The organism is Yimella sp. RIT 621 (genome assembly GCF_004146205.1).
GTDB lineage: Bacteria > Actinomycetota > Actinomycetes > Actinomycetales > Dermatophilaceae > Yimella > Yimella lutea.
In genome coordinates, this window is record NZ_SEIP01000001.1 from 338,766 (window position 1) to 356,040 (window position 17,275).

At 68.0% G+C, this 17,275-nt stretch carries 13 protein-coding genes; 4 read left to right on the plus strand and 9 right to left on the minus strand.

The annotated features are described in order from the left end of the window. Positions 1-4: 4 nt before the first annotated feature. Positions 5-1,258: a triacylglycerol lipase gene (locus tag EU513_RS01685; RefSeq protein ID WP_129624099.1), complete on the minus strand. Its 1,254-nt coding sequence runs from the start codon at positions 1,256-1,258 to the stop codon at positions 5-7. Positions 1,259-1,324: 66 nt separating this feature from the next. On the opposite strand from EU513_RS01685, the gene EU513_RS01690 reads away from it, so the two are divergent. Continuing rightward, positions 1,325-2,431: a serine hydrolase gene (locus tag EU513_RS01690; RefSeq protein ID WP_129624100.1), complete on the plus strand. Its 1,107-nt coding sequence runs from the start codon at positions 1,325-1,327 to the stop codon at positions 2,429-2,431. Positions 2,432-2,505: 74 nt separating this feature from the next. On the opposite strand, the gene EU513_RS01695 is transcribed toward EU513_RS01690, so the two are convergent. The 3 genes from EU513_RS01695 to EU513_RS01705 form a co-directional block, all read right to left on the minus strand. Further along, positions 2,506-5,367, minus strand: coding sequence for a vitamin B12-dependent ribonucleotide reductase (locus EU513_RS01695; RefSeq protein ID WP_129624101.1), 2,862 nt, complete (start codon positions 5,365-5,367; stop codon positions 2,506-2,508). 86 nt (positions 5,368-5,453) lie between these two features. Then, positions 5,454-6,002: a transcriptional regulator NrdR gene (gene nrdR / locus EU513_RS01700; protein ID WP_129624102.1), complete on the minus strand. Its 549-nt coding sequence runs from the start codon at positions 6,000-6,002 to the stop codon at positions 5,454-5,456. A gap of 380 nt (positions 6,003-6,382) precedes the next feature. Next, entirely contained in the window at positions 6,383-6,763 is a 381-nt protein-coding gene (locus EU513_RS01705) for a LysM peptidoglycan-binding domain-containing protein (RefSeq protein WP_129624103.1), read from the minus strand. Positions 6,764-6,923: 160 nt separating this feature from the next. Here EU513_RS01705 and EU513_RS15660 point away from each other — a divergent pair, with 160 nt between their 5' ends. Both EU513_RS15660 and lexA read left to right on the plus strand, forming a co-directional pair. Continuing rightward, positions 6,924-7,079, plus strand: a complete 156-nt coding sequence (locus EU513_RS15660) for a hypothetical protein (protein WP_168990094.1) — start codon at positions 6,924-6,926, stop codon at positions 7,077-7,079. Then, positions 7,076-7,819: a transcriptional repressor LexA gene (lexA, locus tag EU513_RS01710; protein ID WP_370447330.1), complete on the plus strand. Its 744-nt coding sequence runs from the start codon at positions 7,076-7,078 to the stop codon at positions 7,817-7,819. Before EU513_RS15660 ends, lexA begins: the two co-directional genes overlap by 4 nt. Here lexA and EU513_RS01715 read toward each other — a convergent pair whose 3' ends face one another. Further along, positions 7,820-8,710, minus strand: a complete 891-nt coding sequence (locus tag EU513_RS01715; protein ID WP_129624104.1) for a Sir2 family NAD-dependent protein deacetylase — start codon at positions 8,708-8,710, stop codon at positions 7,820-7,822. It abuts the gene before it with no gap. 344 nt (positions 8,711-9,054) lie between these two features. Here EU513_RS01715 and EU513_RS01720 point away from each other — a divergent pair, with 344 nt between their 5' ends. Then, on the plus strand, positions 9,055-9,990 hold the full coding sequence (locus EU513_RS01720; protein WP_129624105.1) for a LysR family transcriptional regulator: 936 nt from the start codon (positions 9,055-9,057) through the stop codon (positions 9,988-9,990). A 19-nt stretch (positions 9,991-10,009) separates the two neighbouring features. Here EU513_RS01720 and EU513_RS01725 read toward each other — a convergent pair whose 3' ends face one another. From EU513_RS01725 to leuS, 4 genes are all read right to left on the minus strand, one after another. Beyond that, complete coding sequence (locus EU513_RS01725) at positions 10,010-12,352, minus strand: ComEC/Rec2 family competence protein (protein WP_129624106.1); 2,343 nt, start codon at positions 12,350-12,352, stop codon at positions 10,010-10,012. Positions 12,353-12,356: 4 nt separating this feature from the next. Then, on the minus strand, positions 12,357-13,403 hold the full coding sequence (locus EU513_RS01730) for a helix-hairpin-helix domain-containing protein (RefSeq protein ID WP_129624107.1): 1,047 nt from the start codon (positions 13,401-13,403) through the stop codon (positions 12,357-12,359). Between the two features lie 91 nt (positions 13,404-13,494). Beyond that, a complete protein-coding gene (locus EU513_RS01735; RefSeq protein ID WP_129624108.1) occupies positions 13,495-14,364 on the minus strand; it encodes a DegV family protein in 870 nt (289 codons plus the stop codon). A gap of 34 nt (positions 14,365-14,398) precedes the next feature. Next, positions 14,399-17,269 carry a leucine--tRNA ligase gene (gene leuS, locus EU513_RS01740; protein ID WP_129624109.1) on the minus strand — a complete coding sequence of 957 codons (2,871 nt, stop codon included), beginning with the start codon at positions 17,267-17,269 and terminating at the stop codon, positions 14,399-14,401. Positions 17,270-17,275: the final 6 nt, after the last annotated feature.

A 17,275-nucleotide genomic window follows, 5' to 3' on the forward strand; every position in this document is an offset into this window, starting at 1 on the left:
GAGGTTAGTCGCCCGGGTGACGCAAAGGGAGCTGTTTCACCCCGAGGCGCTCGGCGAGGACGTTGTAGACCTTCGGGTGGTTGAGCAGATCCATGTGGTTGACACCGCCGACGTACGCGGTGTCCCAGATCTCGCCCTCAAGGCCCGCAGCCGAGGACCGCGACACCATGCCGTCACCCAGCGGACGGCCCCACCACGCGTGCGGCTGCGGCGCGATCATCCCGACGACCGCGAGGTGTCGGATCGGGTGCAGGTGCCTGCGGTCGCGGGCCCGGTGATCCTCCGGATCGTCGGGATCGAAGCCCTTCCAGTCCGCCTCCACGAGGTTGCCGTGGCGCAGATCCTTGATGCCCTGGCTTCGGAATCTGAGTACCCCGCCGGCCCAACGGGTCGCCCGGTGGTTGTCGAACTCCTTCGCCACGACATTCACGCTCTTCTCCAGCAGGGCTCCGTGGTAGGGGGTGCCGAGCGACACGGTGTCGGTGACCAGGCCCGCCCACGGCGCGTCCGGCGCAGCCTGGAGCAGCGCGCTGTGCACGACCAGTCCGCCCATCGAGTGGCCGACCAGCACCACCCGATCGACCGGGACTGGCCAGCGTGCGACGAGTCGGGCGAGCATGCGGCCGAGGTCGCGGCCGTTGGTCGAGACGCGCTGGCCGGTGTTGTAGCGCACCCACACCGCCGACCAGTCACCGAGCGATTCGAGGCGGCGGCCGTAGGAGAGTCGGCGGCCCTCGTCGTCGCGGCTCGCGCGCCGCTTCCACATCTGCTCGGTACCCACGAAACCGTGGACGAACACGACGAGGTTCGAGGACGCGTCCGGGTAGGCGTTCGACAGACCTGCCTTGGTGATCGGCACGTCGTAGCCGGAACGTCGCAAGGTCATCGGGTACGAGATCGGCAGGTCGACGTCGACCAGCCGGTCTCCGGTGAGGCCTTGGACGAAGGCCGCCACCGACGTCGCCCGGCGTTTCACCACCCGAGAGGGAACTTGTCCCGCAACGAATCCCGCGGCCGGACGTGCGACAACTCCGGCGACGTCGAGTGCCAGTTCCAGTGAGCTGTAGGTGCCGGAGAGGACGACATCGTGGGCGAGCTCGAGCGGTGTGACGACAGGCCCGAGCAGGGAGCGCGCCCGACCGAAGATCTTCGTGGTCGTCGACCCGTGGGCATCGCGTAGGCCCGCGACGAAACCACGCGCGTCCTCGCCCGCCGTCTCGGCGCGCGAGGTCGTCCCGGACTTCGTCTTGGTTGTCATCGTTCGCGATGCTACTCGCCAGTACGTGCGCTTGTGTCCTTGTAGGGTCGACACGATGAGGACGCGATGAGGACGAGCCGTCGCCTGACGTGCCCCGCGCTGGGCGTGGTCGTCGCCCTGGTGGCCGGTTGCTCCGTCGGCGATGGTGACCCGACTCCCCCACCCACGACGTCCACTGTCCCGTTGAGATCGACCTCTCGCCCTGCGTCTTCGCCGGCGCCGGCTGTTGTCTCCGCGCCCGGCGTCGACCGGAATGCCTGGCGGTCGGTCGACGGCGCCGCCCGTAGGGTCGCCCAGGACGTCGCGCTGTTGGCCGGCTTCGTCACGCCGTCCGGTCAGTTGCAGATCGTGCACCGCAGCGGACCCGTGGACACCCGGCCGATCGCGTCGGTCACCAAGCTGTACGTGATGATCGCGCTGCTGGACGCGATCAGGGCGGGCAGGCTGCGCTGGGACCAGTCGCTCACCCTGCTGCGTGAGGACATCTGCGCAGGCAGCGGCTCGATGGCGGGACGGGGCGTCGGCGTTCGGATCAGGGTGATGGAGGCGGCCGGCGCGATGTTCAAGCAGTCCGACAACACCGCGACCAGCCTGTTGGTCCGGGTGCTCGGCCAGGACGCGATGAAGGCTGCACTGCGCGCTTCGGGTCATTCCCGACCTGATCTGATGATCCCGTTCCTGACGATCCGCGAGGACCTGTGGCTGCTGTACTCCCCCGACCCTGCGGCACAGCGTGCCCGTGCCGGCTGGGCCAAGGCCTCGGAGACGGGACGGCGGCAACTGATCGCACCCTCCCGCCGTGCTGACGCGAGTGGCCCCGACTTCTCGATCGGTGGCTCCTGGCGCAGCGGTCTGGGCTATTTCGCAAGCTCCGAGGACGTTGCCCGGGCCTGGGTGGCGCTCCACACCCGCGCGAAAGCGTCCCGTTCCACCCTCGCCTCGCAGATCATGGCGGTGCCCTCACCCGGGTTCACCGCGCCGCGCGCCTGGACGACGGTGTGGTTCAAGAGCGGTGCGCTGGGAGGCGTCGAGAACGGCACCTGGTACTCCCCGGCCCCAGAGGGCGACCAAGTGATCGTCGTGCTCGCATCGGGCGGACCGACCATCTCGGGGGTGCGCAGTCTGGCTACCAAGGCAGCCGACGAACTGGAGCGATACGCCCGAAAGCGCTGAGTCGCAACCGTTTCCCGACAGACTCACGACATGACGGAGGGCCGCCGGAAAACCGGCGGCCCTTCGCCCTCGGCTCAGCTGCAGCCGGAGGTGCTTCCGCAACCCTCGCAGACGTAGCAGCTACCGGCCGGACGCATCTTCGTGCCACAGGTCATGCACATCGGAGCGTCGGCGGCCTTGCCCTGGAACTTCTCCATTAGCTCGGCCGAGGAGTGAATCTCCGGGGAGACCTCACGCACGTCGGCAGCACCGGCGCCGGAGCTCGCCTGCGCGGCGGACACCTTCGGTGCCTCCTTGGTGGCGGCCGACTGGGAGAAGTTCTCCAGTTCGCCCTCCACGTCGTCGCCCTCGTTCGAGGCGTACGAGCCGGTCTCGAGCTGGCGGGCGCGCTCCTCGGCGCTGTGGATCCCCATGAACGAACGCGTCTCGAAGTCCAGGTGGTCCAGCGCCAGGCGACGGAACACGTAGTCCATGATCGACTGCGCCATCCGCACGTCCGGGTCGTCGGTCATACCGGCCGGCTCGAAGCGCATGTTGGTGAACTTCTCGACGTAGGTCTCCAGCGGCACGCCGTACTGCAGCGCGACCGAGACGGCGATCGAGAACGCGTCCATCACGCCGGCGAGGGTCGAACCCTGCTTGCCGAACTTCAGGAACAGTTCACCCAGTTCACCGTTGTCGTAGGTGCTGGCGGTGAGGTAACCCTCGGCGCCACCGACCGCGAACGAGGTGGTCTGGCTGCTGCGACGCTTGGGCAGGCGACGACGGATCGGGCGGTACTCGACGACTTTCTCCGGCTCGGCGGCATCCTGCACCGGCTTGGCCTTGGCCTTGCCGTCGGACAGCGGCTGGCCGACCTTGCAGTTGTCGCGGTAGACCGCGAGCGCCTTCAGGCCGAGCTTCCAGCCCTCCAAGTGGACCTCGGCGATCTCCTCGACGGTCGCCGTCTCCGGCAGGTTGACCGTCTTGGAGATCGCACCCGACAGGAACGGCTGGCAGGCCGCCATCATGCGGACGTGGCCCATCGGGCTGATCGCGCGCTCGCCCATCGCGCAGTCGAAGACCTCGTAGTGCTCGGTCTTCAGACCCGGTGCGTCGATGACGTGACCGTTGTTGGCGATGTGCTCGACGATCGCCTCGATCTGCTCGCCCTGGTAGCCGAGCTTCTTCAGCGCCCGCGGGATGGTCTGGTTGACGATCTGCATCGAGCCGCCACCGACGAGCTTCTTGAACTTCACCAGCGAGAAGTCGGGCTCGATACCGGTGGTGTCGCAGTCCATCATGAAGCCGATGGTGCCGGTCGGCGCGAGCACCGAGGCCTGCGCGTTGCGGTAACCGTTCTTCTCCCCGAGCTCGATGACATCGGCCCACGCCTTCGTCGCGGCGCGGTGGATGTTGGCGTCCATCGTGTCGAGCGTGCGCACCTGGTCGTTGGCGGCCTGGTGCTTGCGCATGACCTTCCTGTGCGCCTCGGCGTTGCGGGCGTAGCCGGCGTAGGAACCGACGACACCGGCGATCTCGGCAGACCGCTTGTAGGCCGCGCCGGTGAGCAGCGAGGTGATGGCAGCGGCGAGGCTGCGGCCACCTTCGGACTCGTAGCCGTGGCCGGTGGCCATCAGCAGCGCACCGAGGTTGGCGTAACCGATGCCGAGCTGGCGGTAGTCGACGGTGGTCTTGCCGATCGCCTCGGTCGGGAAGTCGGCGAAGCAGATGGAGATGTCCATCGCGGTGATGACCATCTCGACGACCTTCTGGAAGGTCGGCACGTCGAAGGTGTCGTCTTCCTTCAGGAACTTCAGCAGGTTGAGGCTCGCGAGGTTGCAGGAGGAGTTGTCGAGCGACATGTACTCCGAGCACGGGTTGGACGCGGTGATGCGCCCCGACTCGGGGTTGGTGTGCCACGCGTTGATGGTGTCGTCGTACTGCACACCCGGGTCGGCGCACTCCCACGCGGCCTTGTTGATCTTGTCGAACAGCTCGCGGGCGTCGACTTCCTCGATGACCTCACCGGTGCCGCGGGCACGCAGACCGAACGGCTTACCGTCCTCGACCGCACGCATGAACTCGTCGCTGACCCGGACGGAGTTGTTGGCGTTCTGGTACTGGACCGAGTGGATGTCCTTGCCGCCGAGGTCCATGTCGAAACCGGCGTCGCGCAGCGCACGGATCTTGTCTTCCTCGCGCGCCTTGGTCTCGATGAACTCCTCGATGTCGGGGTGGTCGACGTCGAGCACGACCATCTTCGCCGCGCGGCGGGTGGCGCCACCGGACTTGATGGTGCCGGCGGAGGCGTCGGCGCCACGCATGAAGCTGACCGGGCCGCTGGCGGTGCCGCCGCTGGACAACAACTCCTTGGAGGAACGGATCCGCGAGAGGTTCAGGCCGGCACCGGAGCCGCCCTTGAAGATGAAGCCCTCCTCCTTGTACCAGTTGAGGATCGAGTCCATCGAATCGTCGACGGCGAGGATGAAGCACGCCGAGACCTGCTGGGGGCTCTTGGTGCCGACGTTGAACCACACCGGGGAGTTGAAGCTGAAGACCTGGTGCAGCAGCGACCAGGTGAGCTCGTGCTCGAACAGCGTCGCGTCGTCGTCGGTGGCGAAGTAGCCGAACTCCTTGCCGGCCTTGACGTAGGTCAGCACGACACGGTCGATGAGCTGCTTGAGGCTCGTCTCACGGGCCTCGGTGCCGAGTGCGCCGCGGAAGTACTTCGTGGTGACGATCGTGGACGCGTTCAGCGACCAGAAGTCGGGGAACTCCACGCCACGCTGCTCGAAGATCGTCTCGCCGGTCTTCCAGTTCTGCTGAACGACGTCGCGACGCTCCCAGGTGACCTCGTCATAGGGATGCACGCCCGGGGTGGTGAAGATGCGTTCCACCTTCACACCCTTGCCGCTCTTGCGCGTGCGCGAATGTGCGTTGGTCGTCTCCGTCATGATGCTCCTCCGTGGGCTTCTGGGTGTGATGCCGGTTGTGGATCTGCGTGTGATTGCTTGGAAATCGGTGGTGCGCGTGCCGGCGGTCAGCGGTCGGTCACGGTTCGATCAGTCTGAACCCGACCACCGACAGCCTCGTCGCCTGTTCGAGCTGCGGCCTGGTGACCGGCCCCGTCGGTCGAGCTGAGATCGCGTTCGGCGCGCAACAGGGCGATGGCTGCCTCGAAGTCGTCGAGATCGTCGAACGCCTGGTAGACGGACGCGAACCGCAGGTAGGCCACCTCGTCGAGCGTGCGCAGCGGGCCGAGAATCGCCAGTCCCACGTCGTGCGCGTCGATCTCGGCCGCGCCGCCGGAGCGGATGCTCTCCTCCACCTCCTGCGCCAGCAGGGCGAGCTGGTCCTCGGACACCGGCCGGCCCTGGCAGGCCTTGCGGACGCCCACGAGCACCTTCTGCCGGGAGAACGGTTCGCTGGCGCCGGACCGCTTGACCACCGTGAGGCCGGCGGTCTCCATGGTGGAGAACCGCTTGCCGCACGACGGGCACTGGCGACGCCGTTTGATGGAGGTGCCGTCATCACTGCTGCGGCTGTCGACGACCCGGGAGTCGTCGTGTCGGCAGAACGGGCAGTGCATGGTCACCTCCTGGTGATGATCCGGGTCGGTTCGGCTCGCAAGGGCATAGGAATGCCCGGGCCACGAGGCCTTGATCGGCCCGATTGGGGATGTTCTTGTGGATAACCGGTGAAGAAGCCCGTCATTCCTGTTGAGATCCTGGGGACCTACATGTGGACAACTTACATCGGTGTAACTACTAGATGTAGGGATGTTATTCCGCTTCGACCCCAAGATGCAAGGTGGGGATCGGAAAGTCTCTCCGCCGATCCGGCACGTTCACCAAACGTGCTGGTCACGGCGCCGAGGCGTTCGCGAACTGGTCGCGAGGCCCCGTGACACACCCGCGCCCCGTTCCCGACGATCGGGAGACGGGGCGCGCCATGGGAGCGAAGTCGTCGTCAGCGAGGAGCCGTCAACGACTGGCCCGGGTGGACATGCAGAGTATTGAGGTCGTTCGCGAGCTGAAGGCGCACGACCGCTTCGGCGACCGGCAACTGCGGGTAGGCCTGGTGCGCAACCTCGGACAGCGTCTGCCCCGGCTGCACCACCAACTGCGTCGCCGACGGCGAGGAGGCGAAGGCCCGCCCGGCACCCCAGCCCGCCGCGATCAGGGTGGTGAGCACGAGCGCGGCGAGCACGCGACGGCCGCGCATGGTGAGCCGAACCTCGTCCCGGCCGAGTCGCGCGACCGGCTGGTTCGACGGCACGAGGGTCAGGTGACGCCGGCGCTGCGGTGTGCGGACCACACGCGGCTGATCCCAGCGAGCAACTGCACTCATGATGTTCTCCGTCCCTGGCGCGAGGCGCCGGATCAAGTTCTCCTTCGCACACGTGTGCGATAGAACGTCTGTACGATGTATAGCACGGCTGTTCGAATGATGCGAGACACGCCTCGTACAAATGTTTGAAAACTGTGTCCGAGCCGCATAGCCTCTTTCCATGCTCCGCAGCCTGGCACCGACCACCGACAACCTCCTTCGAAAGAGCGCTGCACGGCTCGCCGACAGCAGCTTCATCGGTCGTCCAGGACGCATCACCCGGGGCATGAAGGGCCGTACCGATCGACCCGCCCGCACCACCTCACCGACGGCATGACGAAGGACGCAGACGAAATGGCCAAGATCCACCAGCTGCCCGACGACGAGGGCGGCGTAGCGCTGACCACCCGCCAGCGCAAGGTCCTCGAAGTGATCCGCAACTCCGTCGACCGGCGCGGCTACCCGCCGAGCATGCGGGAGATCGGTGAGGCCGTCGGCCTGACCAGCCCGAGTTCGGTGGCCCACCAACTGTCGATGCTCGAGCGCAAGGGTTATCTGCGCCGTGACCCCAACCGTCCCCGCGCGATCGAGGTCATCTCCCCCGATCACCAGCAGGACAAGCGGGGCGTGCGTGGCGGTTCCAGCGTCACCTCGAGCGACGAGTCCACCATCGACGAGACCGGCGCCGGCGACCAGCGTCCGGCAGCCTCCTACGTGCCCGTCGTCGGACGCATCGCGGCCGGCGGGCCGATCCTGGCCGAAGAGGTCGTCGAGGACGTCTTCCCGTTGCCCAAGCAGATCGTCGGTGAGGGCGACCTGTTCCTGCTCAAGGTGGTCGGTGACTCGATGGTCGACGCCGCAATCTGCGACGGCGACTGGGTCGTCGTGCGCCAGCAGCCGACCGCGACCAACGGCGACATCGTCGCCGCGATGCTCGACAACGAAGCCACCGTCAAGACGTTCAAGCGTCGCGACGGCAAGGTCTGGCTGATGCCGCACAACCCGGCGTACGACCCGATCGACGGTGACCACGCGGTGATCCTCGGCAAGGTCACGGCCGTCCTGCGGCGGGTCTGATCACCGGCGTCGATCGCCGCTCGCGTCCCGGTCGACGTCACCCAGTACGTCCCACACCGCCTCCTGCAGCACCTCGCTCAGGGGGCGGTGTACGTGTCTGGTGGCCAGATGTTCCGCTCGCGACCAACCGGTGTTGACCAGCACGATCGGGATGTCGCGCTCGGCAGCACGCCGCGCGAAACGGAAGCCGGACATCACACCGAGCGAGGATCCGACCACCAGCAGCGACTTTGCCCGCTCGAGACGGTTGAAGCAATGGGCGACCAGATCCTTGGGTACCGATTCGCCGAACATCACGACGTCCGGCTTCAGCAGGTCGCTGCCACAGGTCGGGCACACCACCAGTTCGATGTCATGGATCAGCGAGGGGTCGATGTCGACGTCGCCATCCGGGCGCAGCGGCAGGTCGCGCGCCCTCTCGGCGTCCTGCGCGAACACCGGATTGCGCGTGGCGAACTGCTGCTGGATCCACTCTCGGTCGGCAAGCGCCCGGCAGTTCAGGCAGACGGCTCGCCCGAGGTTGCCGTGCAACTCGATGACATCGCGGGACCCTGCCTGCTGGGCCAGGCCGTCGACGTTCTGGGTGATCGTCGTCTCGAACAGGCCCGCCTTCTCCAGCGCGGCGAGGTGACGGTGCGCTTCGTTGGGCCGCGCCGTCCGGAACCTCTCCCATCCGACATAGGACCGGCTCCAATAGCGTTGCCGCGCAGCGACTCCGGCCCGGAACTCGCTCACCGTCATGGGCTCCACACGGCGTACCCCGTCCGGTCCGCGGTAATCGGGCAGCCCGGATTCGGTGGACAGCCCGGCCCCGGTCATGACCAACACGTCGCCCTCGCGGAGCAGGTGTGCCAGGTGGCTGCGGTCGTCCATCGGACCTTCGTTCTCCATGGGTCGGGTCTGTTCCGAGTTCGAGGCCGCGGCTCATCGAGAGCCGGCGGGCGCATCGGTTCGTACGCTATCGGGGTGGGTCACGCTGGGTTGGCTCGCGGTGATGGGCGACAGCTGTCTCCACGGCCGGACGCGCGAACACGACCGAGGCCCCTTCGCCCCTGATCCTGCCGTTGTTGCTGGTGGTGGCGCACAGGGGCCACCGCCCCGATCAGCCGCGCCGGAGGCGGTGCGGCGGTGGCCTGGATGATGCACTCGGCACTGGACCGGTGAGGATCTGCGGCTCGCGCTGCGATTTCATGCTGAGCAGGCGGGTCGGTCGAACGGTTTGTAGGCTGGTGCGCATGATCGACGCTGCCGGCCTCCGGGTGATTCGTGCCATCGCTGACGAGGGCAGTTTCACCGCCGCGGCGTCGTCGCTCGGTTACTCCCAGCCCGCCATCTCCCAGATGGTCCGTCGCCTCGAAGAGCGCTTGGGCACTCCCCTGGTCGAACGACTGGGCCGCAACGTGCGACTCACCGAAGCCGGTGAAGTCCTGGCCCGCCACGCCGGCGCGGTCCTCGGCGCGATCAGCGCGGCCGAATCCGAGGTCGCGGCGATCGCCGGTCTCCAGTCAGGACGCGTCCGACTCATGGCCTTCCCCTCCTCGTCCTCGACGCTGGTGCCGAAGGCACTGTCGCTGGTGAAGAAGCGTTTCCCGCAGGTGCAGGTGAGCTTCGCAGAGGGTGAGCCACCGGAGTCGCTGGCGGCCCTGCGAGCCGGCGAGTGTGACGTCGCTGTGGCCTTCACCTATGACGGGCTGGAGATCAGCAGCGACCACCTCGACGACTTCGAGGTCAAGGAACTTCTGCTCGACCACGTTCGGATCGCCCTGCCGCTGGACCACCCACTTGCTTCTCAGGACAGTGTCGACCTCGCGGCTCTCGCCGAAGCGCCGTGGATCGCCGGTTGTCCGCGTTGCCGTGGACACCTGCTCTCGCTCGCAGCAGCCGCCGGGTATCGCCCGGACGTCGCGTTCGAGACCGAGGACTACGTGGCCGTTCTCGGTCTGGTCGCCGAAGGTCTGGGCGTCGCCCTGGTGCCCGATCTGATCCTGCGGTCGGCACCGAACGCACGGGTCAAGGTGCTGCCCATCGACCCGCCCTCCCACCGCACCGTGTACGCGGTGACGACCCCCGACCTGACCCGCGTACCGGCGGTCGCCGCGATGATCGACGCCCTCGTGGAAGCAGCCGGCGACTCCTCCTGCGTCGGCGACCTGGCGAAACAGCCTGTCTGACAACGCAATCGGTAGCCCGTCAGCCGGAGCTGCTGACCGAGACGCCACCGTCCGTATGCGGGTGGACGAACAGCATGCCGTCCTGATCGGTGCGCAACACGGTGCATCCGGCGAGCAGTCGTAACGTCGCCGGCGCCGGGTGCCCGTAGTCGTTGTCTGCGCCGACCCCGATCAGGCAGACCCGCGGGCGCACCACCGCCATCAGATCTGCGTCCTGGTTGGCCGAACCGTGGTGGGCCACCTTGAGCACGTCGAAGGATCCCTCCCCCGCGGCCTGGAGTTCCTGTCGGACGGCGCGTCCGGCATCCCGTTCGATGTCGCCGGTGAACAACGCCCGGACGCCCCCGGCGACGACCGCGAGCACCACGCTCGCGTTGTTCTGCACCGATCCGGTCTCGAGTGTGCGGGCCGGCCACAGCACCTTCCCCGTGATGCCAGGTGCGTCCACGCTGTCGCCGCGCCGCACCAACCGCACCGGTACGCGTGCGCGTGCGGCGAGAGCCAGCGTCGGTTCACGGCGTGATGCCTCCTCGTGCGGGCCGGCGTCGTCCTCACCCTCGACGAAGGTCGCGACAAGCTGTCGCACCGTGCGGCCGCTGCGCAGTACCCCGGCAAGCCCATCGACGTGGTCGGCGTGGAAATGGGTGAGCACGACGGCGTCGATCCGTTCGACGCCGAGGCGGCTCAGGCAACTGTCGACGGTATCGGGTTCGGGACCGGTATCGATCAGCAACACTCCGCCCTGGGGTGATCGGACGATCGTCGCGTCTCCTTGCCCCACGTCACACATGGCAACGGTCCACCCTCGCGACGGAGGTGCGGCGGGCACCGGCACGACGAGGGCCAGCGCGGTGACCGCGGCAGCGGCGCCATGCCACGGTCGGGCCGCGGCCTGGTGCGCCCACCAGTGCCCGGTGGTCAGCACCAGCGCGATGACCAGGACCAGCAGGGCGAGCCCGGCCCAGCCTCCGGGCCAGGGCAGCGTTCCATAGGGCAGATCGGCCCCGAGGTGCGCGATCGTGGCGATTCCCCAGGCCGGGAGGCCGGCCACCCAGGCGAGCAACTGGGCGAGCGGCTGCAACACCGGTGCGCTGCAGACGACCAGCACTCCGGCGACCGTCGCGATCGGTACCAACGGTGCGGCCAGGACGTTCGCGGGCACTCCGACGAGGCTGACGCCGGGCTGGAGCAGCAGGGTGAGCGGTGCGCAGAAGACTTGAGCTGCCAGAGGAACGCAGATGGCTTCCGCGAGTGGTGCACACCGTCTCGGGAGACATCGGGCGATGGCATCCGCCCACCGCCGGGCGAACAGCAACAGCCCGAGCGTGGCGAAACTGGACAGGATGAACCCGAAGGAGCGAGCCAGGTGCGGGTCGATCGCGAGCAGCACCAGTATCGCTCCGGCCAGTGCCGGGGCTCCTGCGCGCCGGGACCCGCCGCGCAGCGCCAGCAGCCCGACCACTCCCATCGCCGAGGCCCGCACGACCGACGGTTCGGGTCGACAGAGCATCACAAACAGGGCGAGGCCGAGGAGCGCGAACGGCAGGCGCCACCGCCGCGGGATCCGCAGGTAGCCGGCCAGGCCTTGCACGCACAGCAGGACGACGGTGACGTTGCTGCCGGAGACCGCGTTGAGGTGGGTCATGCCGGTGGCCTGCATGTCGTCGTTCAGTTCCTGCGGCATGCGGCTGGTGTCACCGATGACCAGTGCCGGCACGAGCCCGGCGGGGTCGGTCGGCAAGCCCTCGGTGCTGTCGCGCAGACCGGTTCGTAGGTGTTCGACGGTCTCTTCGATCCGTCCTGCCGGGTGGGTGCGCTGCACCTGACGAATGCGAAGGATCGCTCGTACGTCGGCACCCGTCTCGGCGGGTTGGAGGCGTCCCGCGGCGACGACGGTGTCGTGCCAGCGCAGCCGGCCCACGTCCTGCCCGCCGAACGCGAGAATCGGCGTTCGTGCCCCGGCCACCTCGCCGCGTCCGGAGATCCGCGTGGCTTGCAGGCGAACGCGCCAGACCTGCTCTCCGCCGAAGCGGGACCGGACCGGTGCCGGATCGGAGACCACCCTCGCCTCGAGACGGACGGAGGCGCCACGCTCAGCAAGCGTTGGTACCAAGCCGGCTTGTGCGACAGCGCGATGCCCGAGGACGGCGGTGAGGATGAAGGTCGTTGCCAGAGCGCAGAACCCGATCATTCGTACGGTTGGTCTGCCCAATCCGCAGCAGCCGATTCCGGTGACGAGACACCCGACGAGAACGGCGATCACCAGCGAAGTGGCGACACCGAGGAGTGCGGCAGCGACGCCCCAGGCGATCAGTGCCGGCAGGAGCAGACGGAGGTCGAGGGCACGGTGCGTCTGCTCCATCAGGTCACACGGTGACCAGCGGGCGCAGCCGCTCCAGCAGCTTGTCGCCGATACCGCTCACCTCACCGAGTTCGTCGACGCTGCTGAACCTGCCGTTCGTGGTACGCCACTCGATGATCCGCGCTGCCAGCACCGGGCCGACCCCCGGAAGTGCGTCCAGGTCCGCCACGGTGGCGGTGTTCAGGGGGATCGGTCCGGCGGGTATGCCGGCTTTCGTCGACGCTGTGCCCTCGCCTGACTGCGCGGCCGGCGCCGGCGCAGGCATCGGGCTCTCCCCCGGCCTGGGCACCTGCACCTGTTCTCCGTCGGTGACCAGGCGGGCAAGGTTGACCGCTGACAGGTCTGCGCCTCGCCCCGCACCACCGGCCGCACGGATGGCGTCCTCGACCCGGGACCCTGATGTGAGCCGTACCACGCCTGGACGCTGCACCTGACCGACCACGTGAACCAGGAGGCTCGTCGGCGAAACTGCGGCGGCCGAGGTGGCGTACGGTGCTTGACCTCCCCTCCCACCCGGTGCGGTAGCAGCGGCCGAGCCGGTCGAGGTCACAGCTGTTGAGGCTGCGGGCGCGAGTGGTACGGGCTCGGCCGCGCTCCGGGCCGAGAACACCCGTACGCCGAACACGGCCCCCGCCACCAACAGGACCACGAGGGCTCCGATCAGAGCGGCGCGACCGGGATGCGTGTCGACCTCCGTGTCGGGCAACGGTGTTCGGAACAAGGGGGTGTGGGGACTGACCCGTTCGCTGTCGCGCCCGTTCCCGCCTCCGAGACCTTGATGACGCCGATCGGCCCGGCTACGCGGCTCGTCCTCGACCGTCTCGCCCTCCATCCCCGAGGCGTCGAAGTCGTCGAGATCGCCATCGGTTCCCGGGCCCCGGCGGTCCGGAATGTGTGTCGCCGCAGCACGTCGACGACGGCCAGGCAGCGCCGGCCACAGCGGACGACGGTCGATCAGATCGTCCTCGTCCGGCAGCCACGGCGTCCGCCGACCTTCGTCGAGTTCGGCGAGGATCGCGGCGAGTCGATCGGGTGGCTGGTTGCGTGACATGCCAGGCACGTTAGGTCGGGTTCGCAGAACACGTCGCCGGCCGATGCTCAGCCTGTGGAGAACTGCGCCGCAGGAGAAGGGCTGTGGAGGATCAGGCGCCCGGAGCGCGACAGCGCGGAGCCACCGCCACCGCGATCGTGCCCGGGCCCACGTGCGCACCGACGGCGGCACCGAGTTCGACAAGCAACACTCGACGGGCGTCCGGCACCGCTTCCGCAAGATCTTCGGCAAGCTGCTCGGCTCGTTCGAGCGCATCCAGGTGGTGCACAGCGACGTCGACTCCGTCTCCGGAATCGAGTTCGACCGCAGCCTGCCGGGCGAGGCTCTTCAACCGTGCCAACGCCTTGGAAGTGGTGCGTACCCGCTCGAGGGGCTCGATGTAGCCGTCGGTGAGGGTCAGCAGCGGTTTGATGGACAGGGCCGACCCCACCAGCGAGGAGGCCCGCCCGATGCGTCCGCCGCGCCGCAGGTATTCCAGCGTGTCGACGTAGAAGTAGGTGTGCGACCTCGCCGCGACGTCGCGGGCGATGCGTTCTACCTCGTCCACCGTCGCGCCGTCGCCGACTGCACCCGTTGCGGCAAGGACTGCGAATCCCATTGCCATTCCGATGGATTCGCTGTCGATCACACGGACGTCGGCATCGCAGGACGCCGCGGCGATCTCGGCCGACGCGAGGGTGGCCGACATCTGTCGTGACAGGTGGATCGAGACGATCTGGTCGACACCGCGCGCGATGAGGTCCTCGTAGACCTCCAGGAACGCACCCGGCGACGGCCTTGAGGTAGAGACCGGACGGTGCTCGCGCAGCGCTGCTGCGACGTCGGATGCGCTCACGTCGACGCCTTCGTCGTGTGAGACACCGTCGACCGCGACGTGCAGCGGCACCACGAACACGCGTCCGCGCACCGCGACATGCGTGGGCAGATAGGCGGAGGAGTCGGTCACGACCGCGATCGTCATCGCATCTCCTCCCCTACCCGCCGACGCTGGTTCATCATCCGACGACGACGTTGACCAGCTTCGGGGCCCGCACGATGACCTTGCGAACCTGCTTGTCCCCCATGGCCGCTCGTACACGGTCGCTCGCCAGCGCGGCCGCTTCGAGGTCGGCGTCACTGACATCGGCCGCGACCTCCAGCCGGTCGCGGACCTTGCCCAGCACCTGCACGACACAGGTGACGGTGTCGTCGACCAGCAACGCCGGGTCCGCCTGCGGGAACGGCTCGAACGTGATCGTCGAGGTATGGCCCAGGCGATGCCACAGTTCCTCGGCGATGTGCGGGGCCATCGGTGAAACCATCTGCACCAGCGACTCGACCACCGCACGCGGCACGTCGTCCAGCTTGGTCAGTGCGTTGTTCAGTTCGATCAGCTTGGCGACCGCAGTGTTGTAGCTCAGCTGCGAGTAGTCGCGCCCGACGCCGTCGATCGTCTTGTGCAGCAAGCGTTTCGTCGCCTCGTCCGGCTCACCGTCGACGACCCGCACCTGCCCGGTCTCCTCGTCGACGACATTGCGCCACAGCCGCTGCAGGAAGCGCTGCGACCCGACGACCGCACGCGTCTCCCACGGACGCGACTGGTCCAGCGGACCCATCGACATCTCATAGATGCGGAAGGTGTCGGCGCCGTACTGCTCGCACATCTCGTCGGGCGTGACGACGTTCTTCAGCGACTTGCCCATCTTCCCGTACTCGCGGGTGACGACCTGTCCGTTCCAGGTGTAGGTCGTGCCGTCGGCGTCGGTCGTCTCCTGCACCTCGGCTGCTGGGACCGGCTGGCCGCGGTGGTCGCGGAACGCGTACGCCTGCACGTAGCCCTGGTTGAACAGACGGCGGAACGGTTCCTCGGACGTGATCTCGCCCAGGTCGAACAACACCTTGTGCCAGAAGCGGGCGTACAGCAGGTGCAGCACCGCGTGTTCGACGCCACCGACGTACAGGTCGACGCCACCGGTGTCGTTCGGCCTGCCCTCGCCCGCGCCGCGCCCGGGACCCATCCAGTACTCCTCGCACTCGCGGTCGACGAAGCGCTCGGTGTTCTCCGGGTCGGTGTATCGCATTTCGTACCAACAGGATCCGGCCCAGTTGGGCATCGTGTCGGTCTCGCGGCGGTAGGTCTTCGGTCCGTCACCCAGGTCCAGCTCGACGTTGACCCACTCAGTCGCGCGCGACAGCGGCGACTCGGGCATGGAGTCCTTGTCGCCCGGTTCGTAGGTCTTGGGCGAGTAGTCGGCGACCTCGGGCAACTGCACCGGCAGCATCGACTCCGGCACCGAGTGCGCCGCACCGGACTCGTCGTACACGATCGGGAAGGGCTCGCCCCAGTAGCGCTGCCGGCTGAACAGCCAGTCGCGCAGCTTGTAGTTGATCGTGCCGTAGCCGATGCCCTCGGCTTCGACGAACTGGATGATCTTCGCTTTGGCGTCGGCTACTCCCAAGCCGTCCAAGGAGATTCGCTCGTTGGCAGAGTTGATCGCCGCGCCGTCCCCGGTGAAGGGCTGGTCGTCGGGATGACCGTCGGACGGCTGCACGGTACGCACGATCGGCAGGTCGAACGCGGACGCGTAAGCCCAGTCGCGCTCGTCCTGACCGGGCACGGCCATGATCGCGCCGGTGCCATAACCCATCAGCACGTAGTCGGCGATGAACACCGGCACCGGCCGCCCGGTCACCGGGTTGGTCGCGAACGTGCCGGTGAACACTCCGGTCTTGGTCTTCTCGTCGGCCTGCCGCTCGACCTCGCTCTTGCGCGAGGCGGCCAGCCGGTAGTCGGCGACCGCGGTGCGCGGATCGCCGTGGCCGCCGGTCCAGGCCTGCTTGGTGCCCTCGGGCCACGTCGTCGGGGTCATCGCGTCGACCAACGGGTGTTCGGGGGCCAGCACCATGAAGGTGGCGCCGAAGATGGTGTCCGGACGCGTGGTGAACACTTCGATGGACGCGTCGATGCCGTTGACCGGGAAGCGCAGGGCCGCACCCTGCGAGCGCCCGATCCAGTTGCGCTGCATGGCCTTGATCGACTCGGGCCAGTCCAGCCGGTCCAGGTCGTCGATCAGGCGGTCGGCGTACGCCGTGATGCGCATCATCCATTGCGACAGGTTGCGCCGGAAGACCGGCATGTCGCCGCGTTCGGTCAGGCCCTCGTTGGTGACCTCCTCGTTGGCGACGACGGTGCCCAGACCGGGCGCCCAGTTGACCGGCACTTCCTTCTTGTACGCCAGACGGCGTGCGTCGACGGCTGCGATGCGCTCGGCGTCCGACAGGTCGGCCCAGGCCGCACCGCTCGGGGTGGCGATTTCACCGCTTTCGTAGGCCGCGACCAGGTCCTCGATCGGCCGGGCCTTGCCCGCGCGCTCGTCGTGCCAGGAGTTGTAGATGCGCAGGAAGATCCACTGCGTCCACTTGTAGTACTCGGGATCGATCGTCGCGAACGAGCGTCGCAGATCGTGCGACAACCCCAGCTGCCGCAGCTGTCGCCGGTAGGTGACGATGTTGTCCTCGGTGGTCTTGCGCGGGTGCTGGCCGGTCTGGACCGCGTACTGCTCGGCCGGCAGGCCGAAGGCGTCGAAGCCCATCGTGTACAGCACGTTCTTGCCGGTCATGCGCTGGTAGCGCGCGCAGACGTCGGTCGCGATGAAGCCCAGCGGGTGGCCGACGTGCAGGCCCGCGCCGCTGGGGTAGGGGAACATGTCCTGCAGGAAGTACTTCTGCTTGCCGTCGGCGGACGGGTCGGCCCACGGGCCGCTCGGGTTAGGCGCCTGGAAGGTGCCCTGCTCCTCCCACCGGTCCTGCCAGCGGCGTTCGATCTCGCCGGCGGTCTGCGCGGTGTACCGGAACTTCGGGGTGTCGCTCTGATTGCTGTCGCTCATGGTGCC

What these genes read in the sequence shown, in the direction of transcription:
- EU513_RS01735 (WP_129624108.1), bottom strand. Translation starts at nt 14,364, where the DNA reads ATGACGATCGCGGTCGTGACCGACTCCTCCGCCTATCTGCCCACGCAT.
- EU513_RS01690 (WP_129624100.1), top strand. Translation starts at nt 1,325, where the DNA reads ATGAGGACGAGCCGTCGCCTGACGTGCCCCGCGCTGGGCGTGGTCGTC.
- leuS (WP_129624109.1), bottom strand. Translation starts at nt 17,269, where the DNA reads ATGAGCGACAGCAATCAGAGCGACACCCCGAAGTTCCGGTACACCGCG.
- lexA (WP_370447330.1), top strand. Translation starts at nt 7,076, where the DNA reads ATGACGAAGGACGCAGACGAAATGGCCAAGATCCACCAGCTGCCCGAC.
- EU513_RS01715 (WP_129624104.1), bottom strand. Translation starts at nt 8,710, where the DNA reads ATGGAGAACGAAGGTCCGATGGACGACCGCAGCCACCTGGCACACCTG.
- EU513_RS01730 (WP_129624107.1), bottom strand. Translation starts at nt 13,403, where the DNA reads ATGTCACGCAACCAGCCACCCGATCGACTCGCCGCGATCCTCGCCGAA.
- EU513_RS01695 (WP_129624101.1), bottom strand. Translation starts at nt 5,367, where the DNA reads ATGACGGAGACGACCAACGCACATTCGCGCACGCGCAAGAGCGGCAAG.
- EU513_RS15660 (WP_168990094.1), top strand. Translation starts at nt 6,924, where the DNA reads ATGCTCCGCAGCCTGGCACCGACCACCGACAACCTCCTTCGAAAGAGC.
- EU513_RS01725 (WP_129624106.1), bottom strand. Translation starts at nt 12,352, where the DNA reads ATGGAGCAGACGCACCGTGCCCTCGACCTCCGTCTGCTCCTGCCGGCA.
- EU513_RS01720 (WP_129624105.1), top strand. Translation starts at nt 9,055, where the DNA reads ATGATCGACGCTGCCGGCCTCCGGGTGATTCGTGCCATCGCTGACGAG.
- EU513_RS01705 (WP_129624103.1), bottom strand. Translation starts at nt 6,763, where the DNA reads ATGAGTGCAGTTGCTCGCTGGGATCAGCCGCGTGTGGTCCGCACACCG.
- nrdR (WP_129624102.1), bottom strand. Translation starts at nt 6,002, where the DNA reads ATGCACTGCCCGTTCTGCCGACACGACGACTCCCGGGTCGTCGACAGC.
- EU513_RS01685 (WP_129624099.1), bottom strand. Translation starts at nt 1,258, where the DNA reads ATGACAACCAAGACGAAGTCCGGGACGACCTCGCGCGCCGAGACGGCG.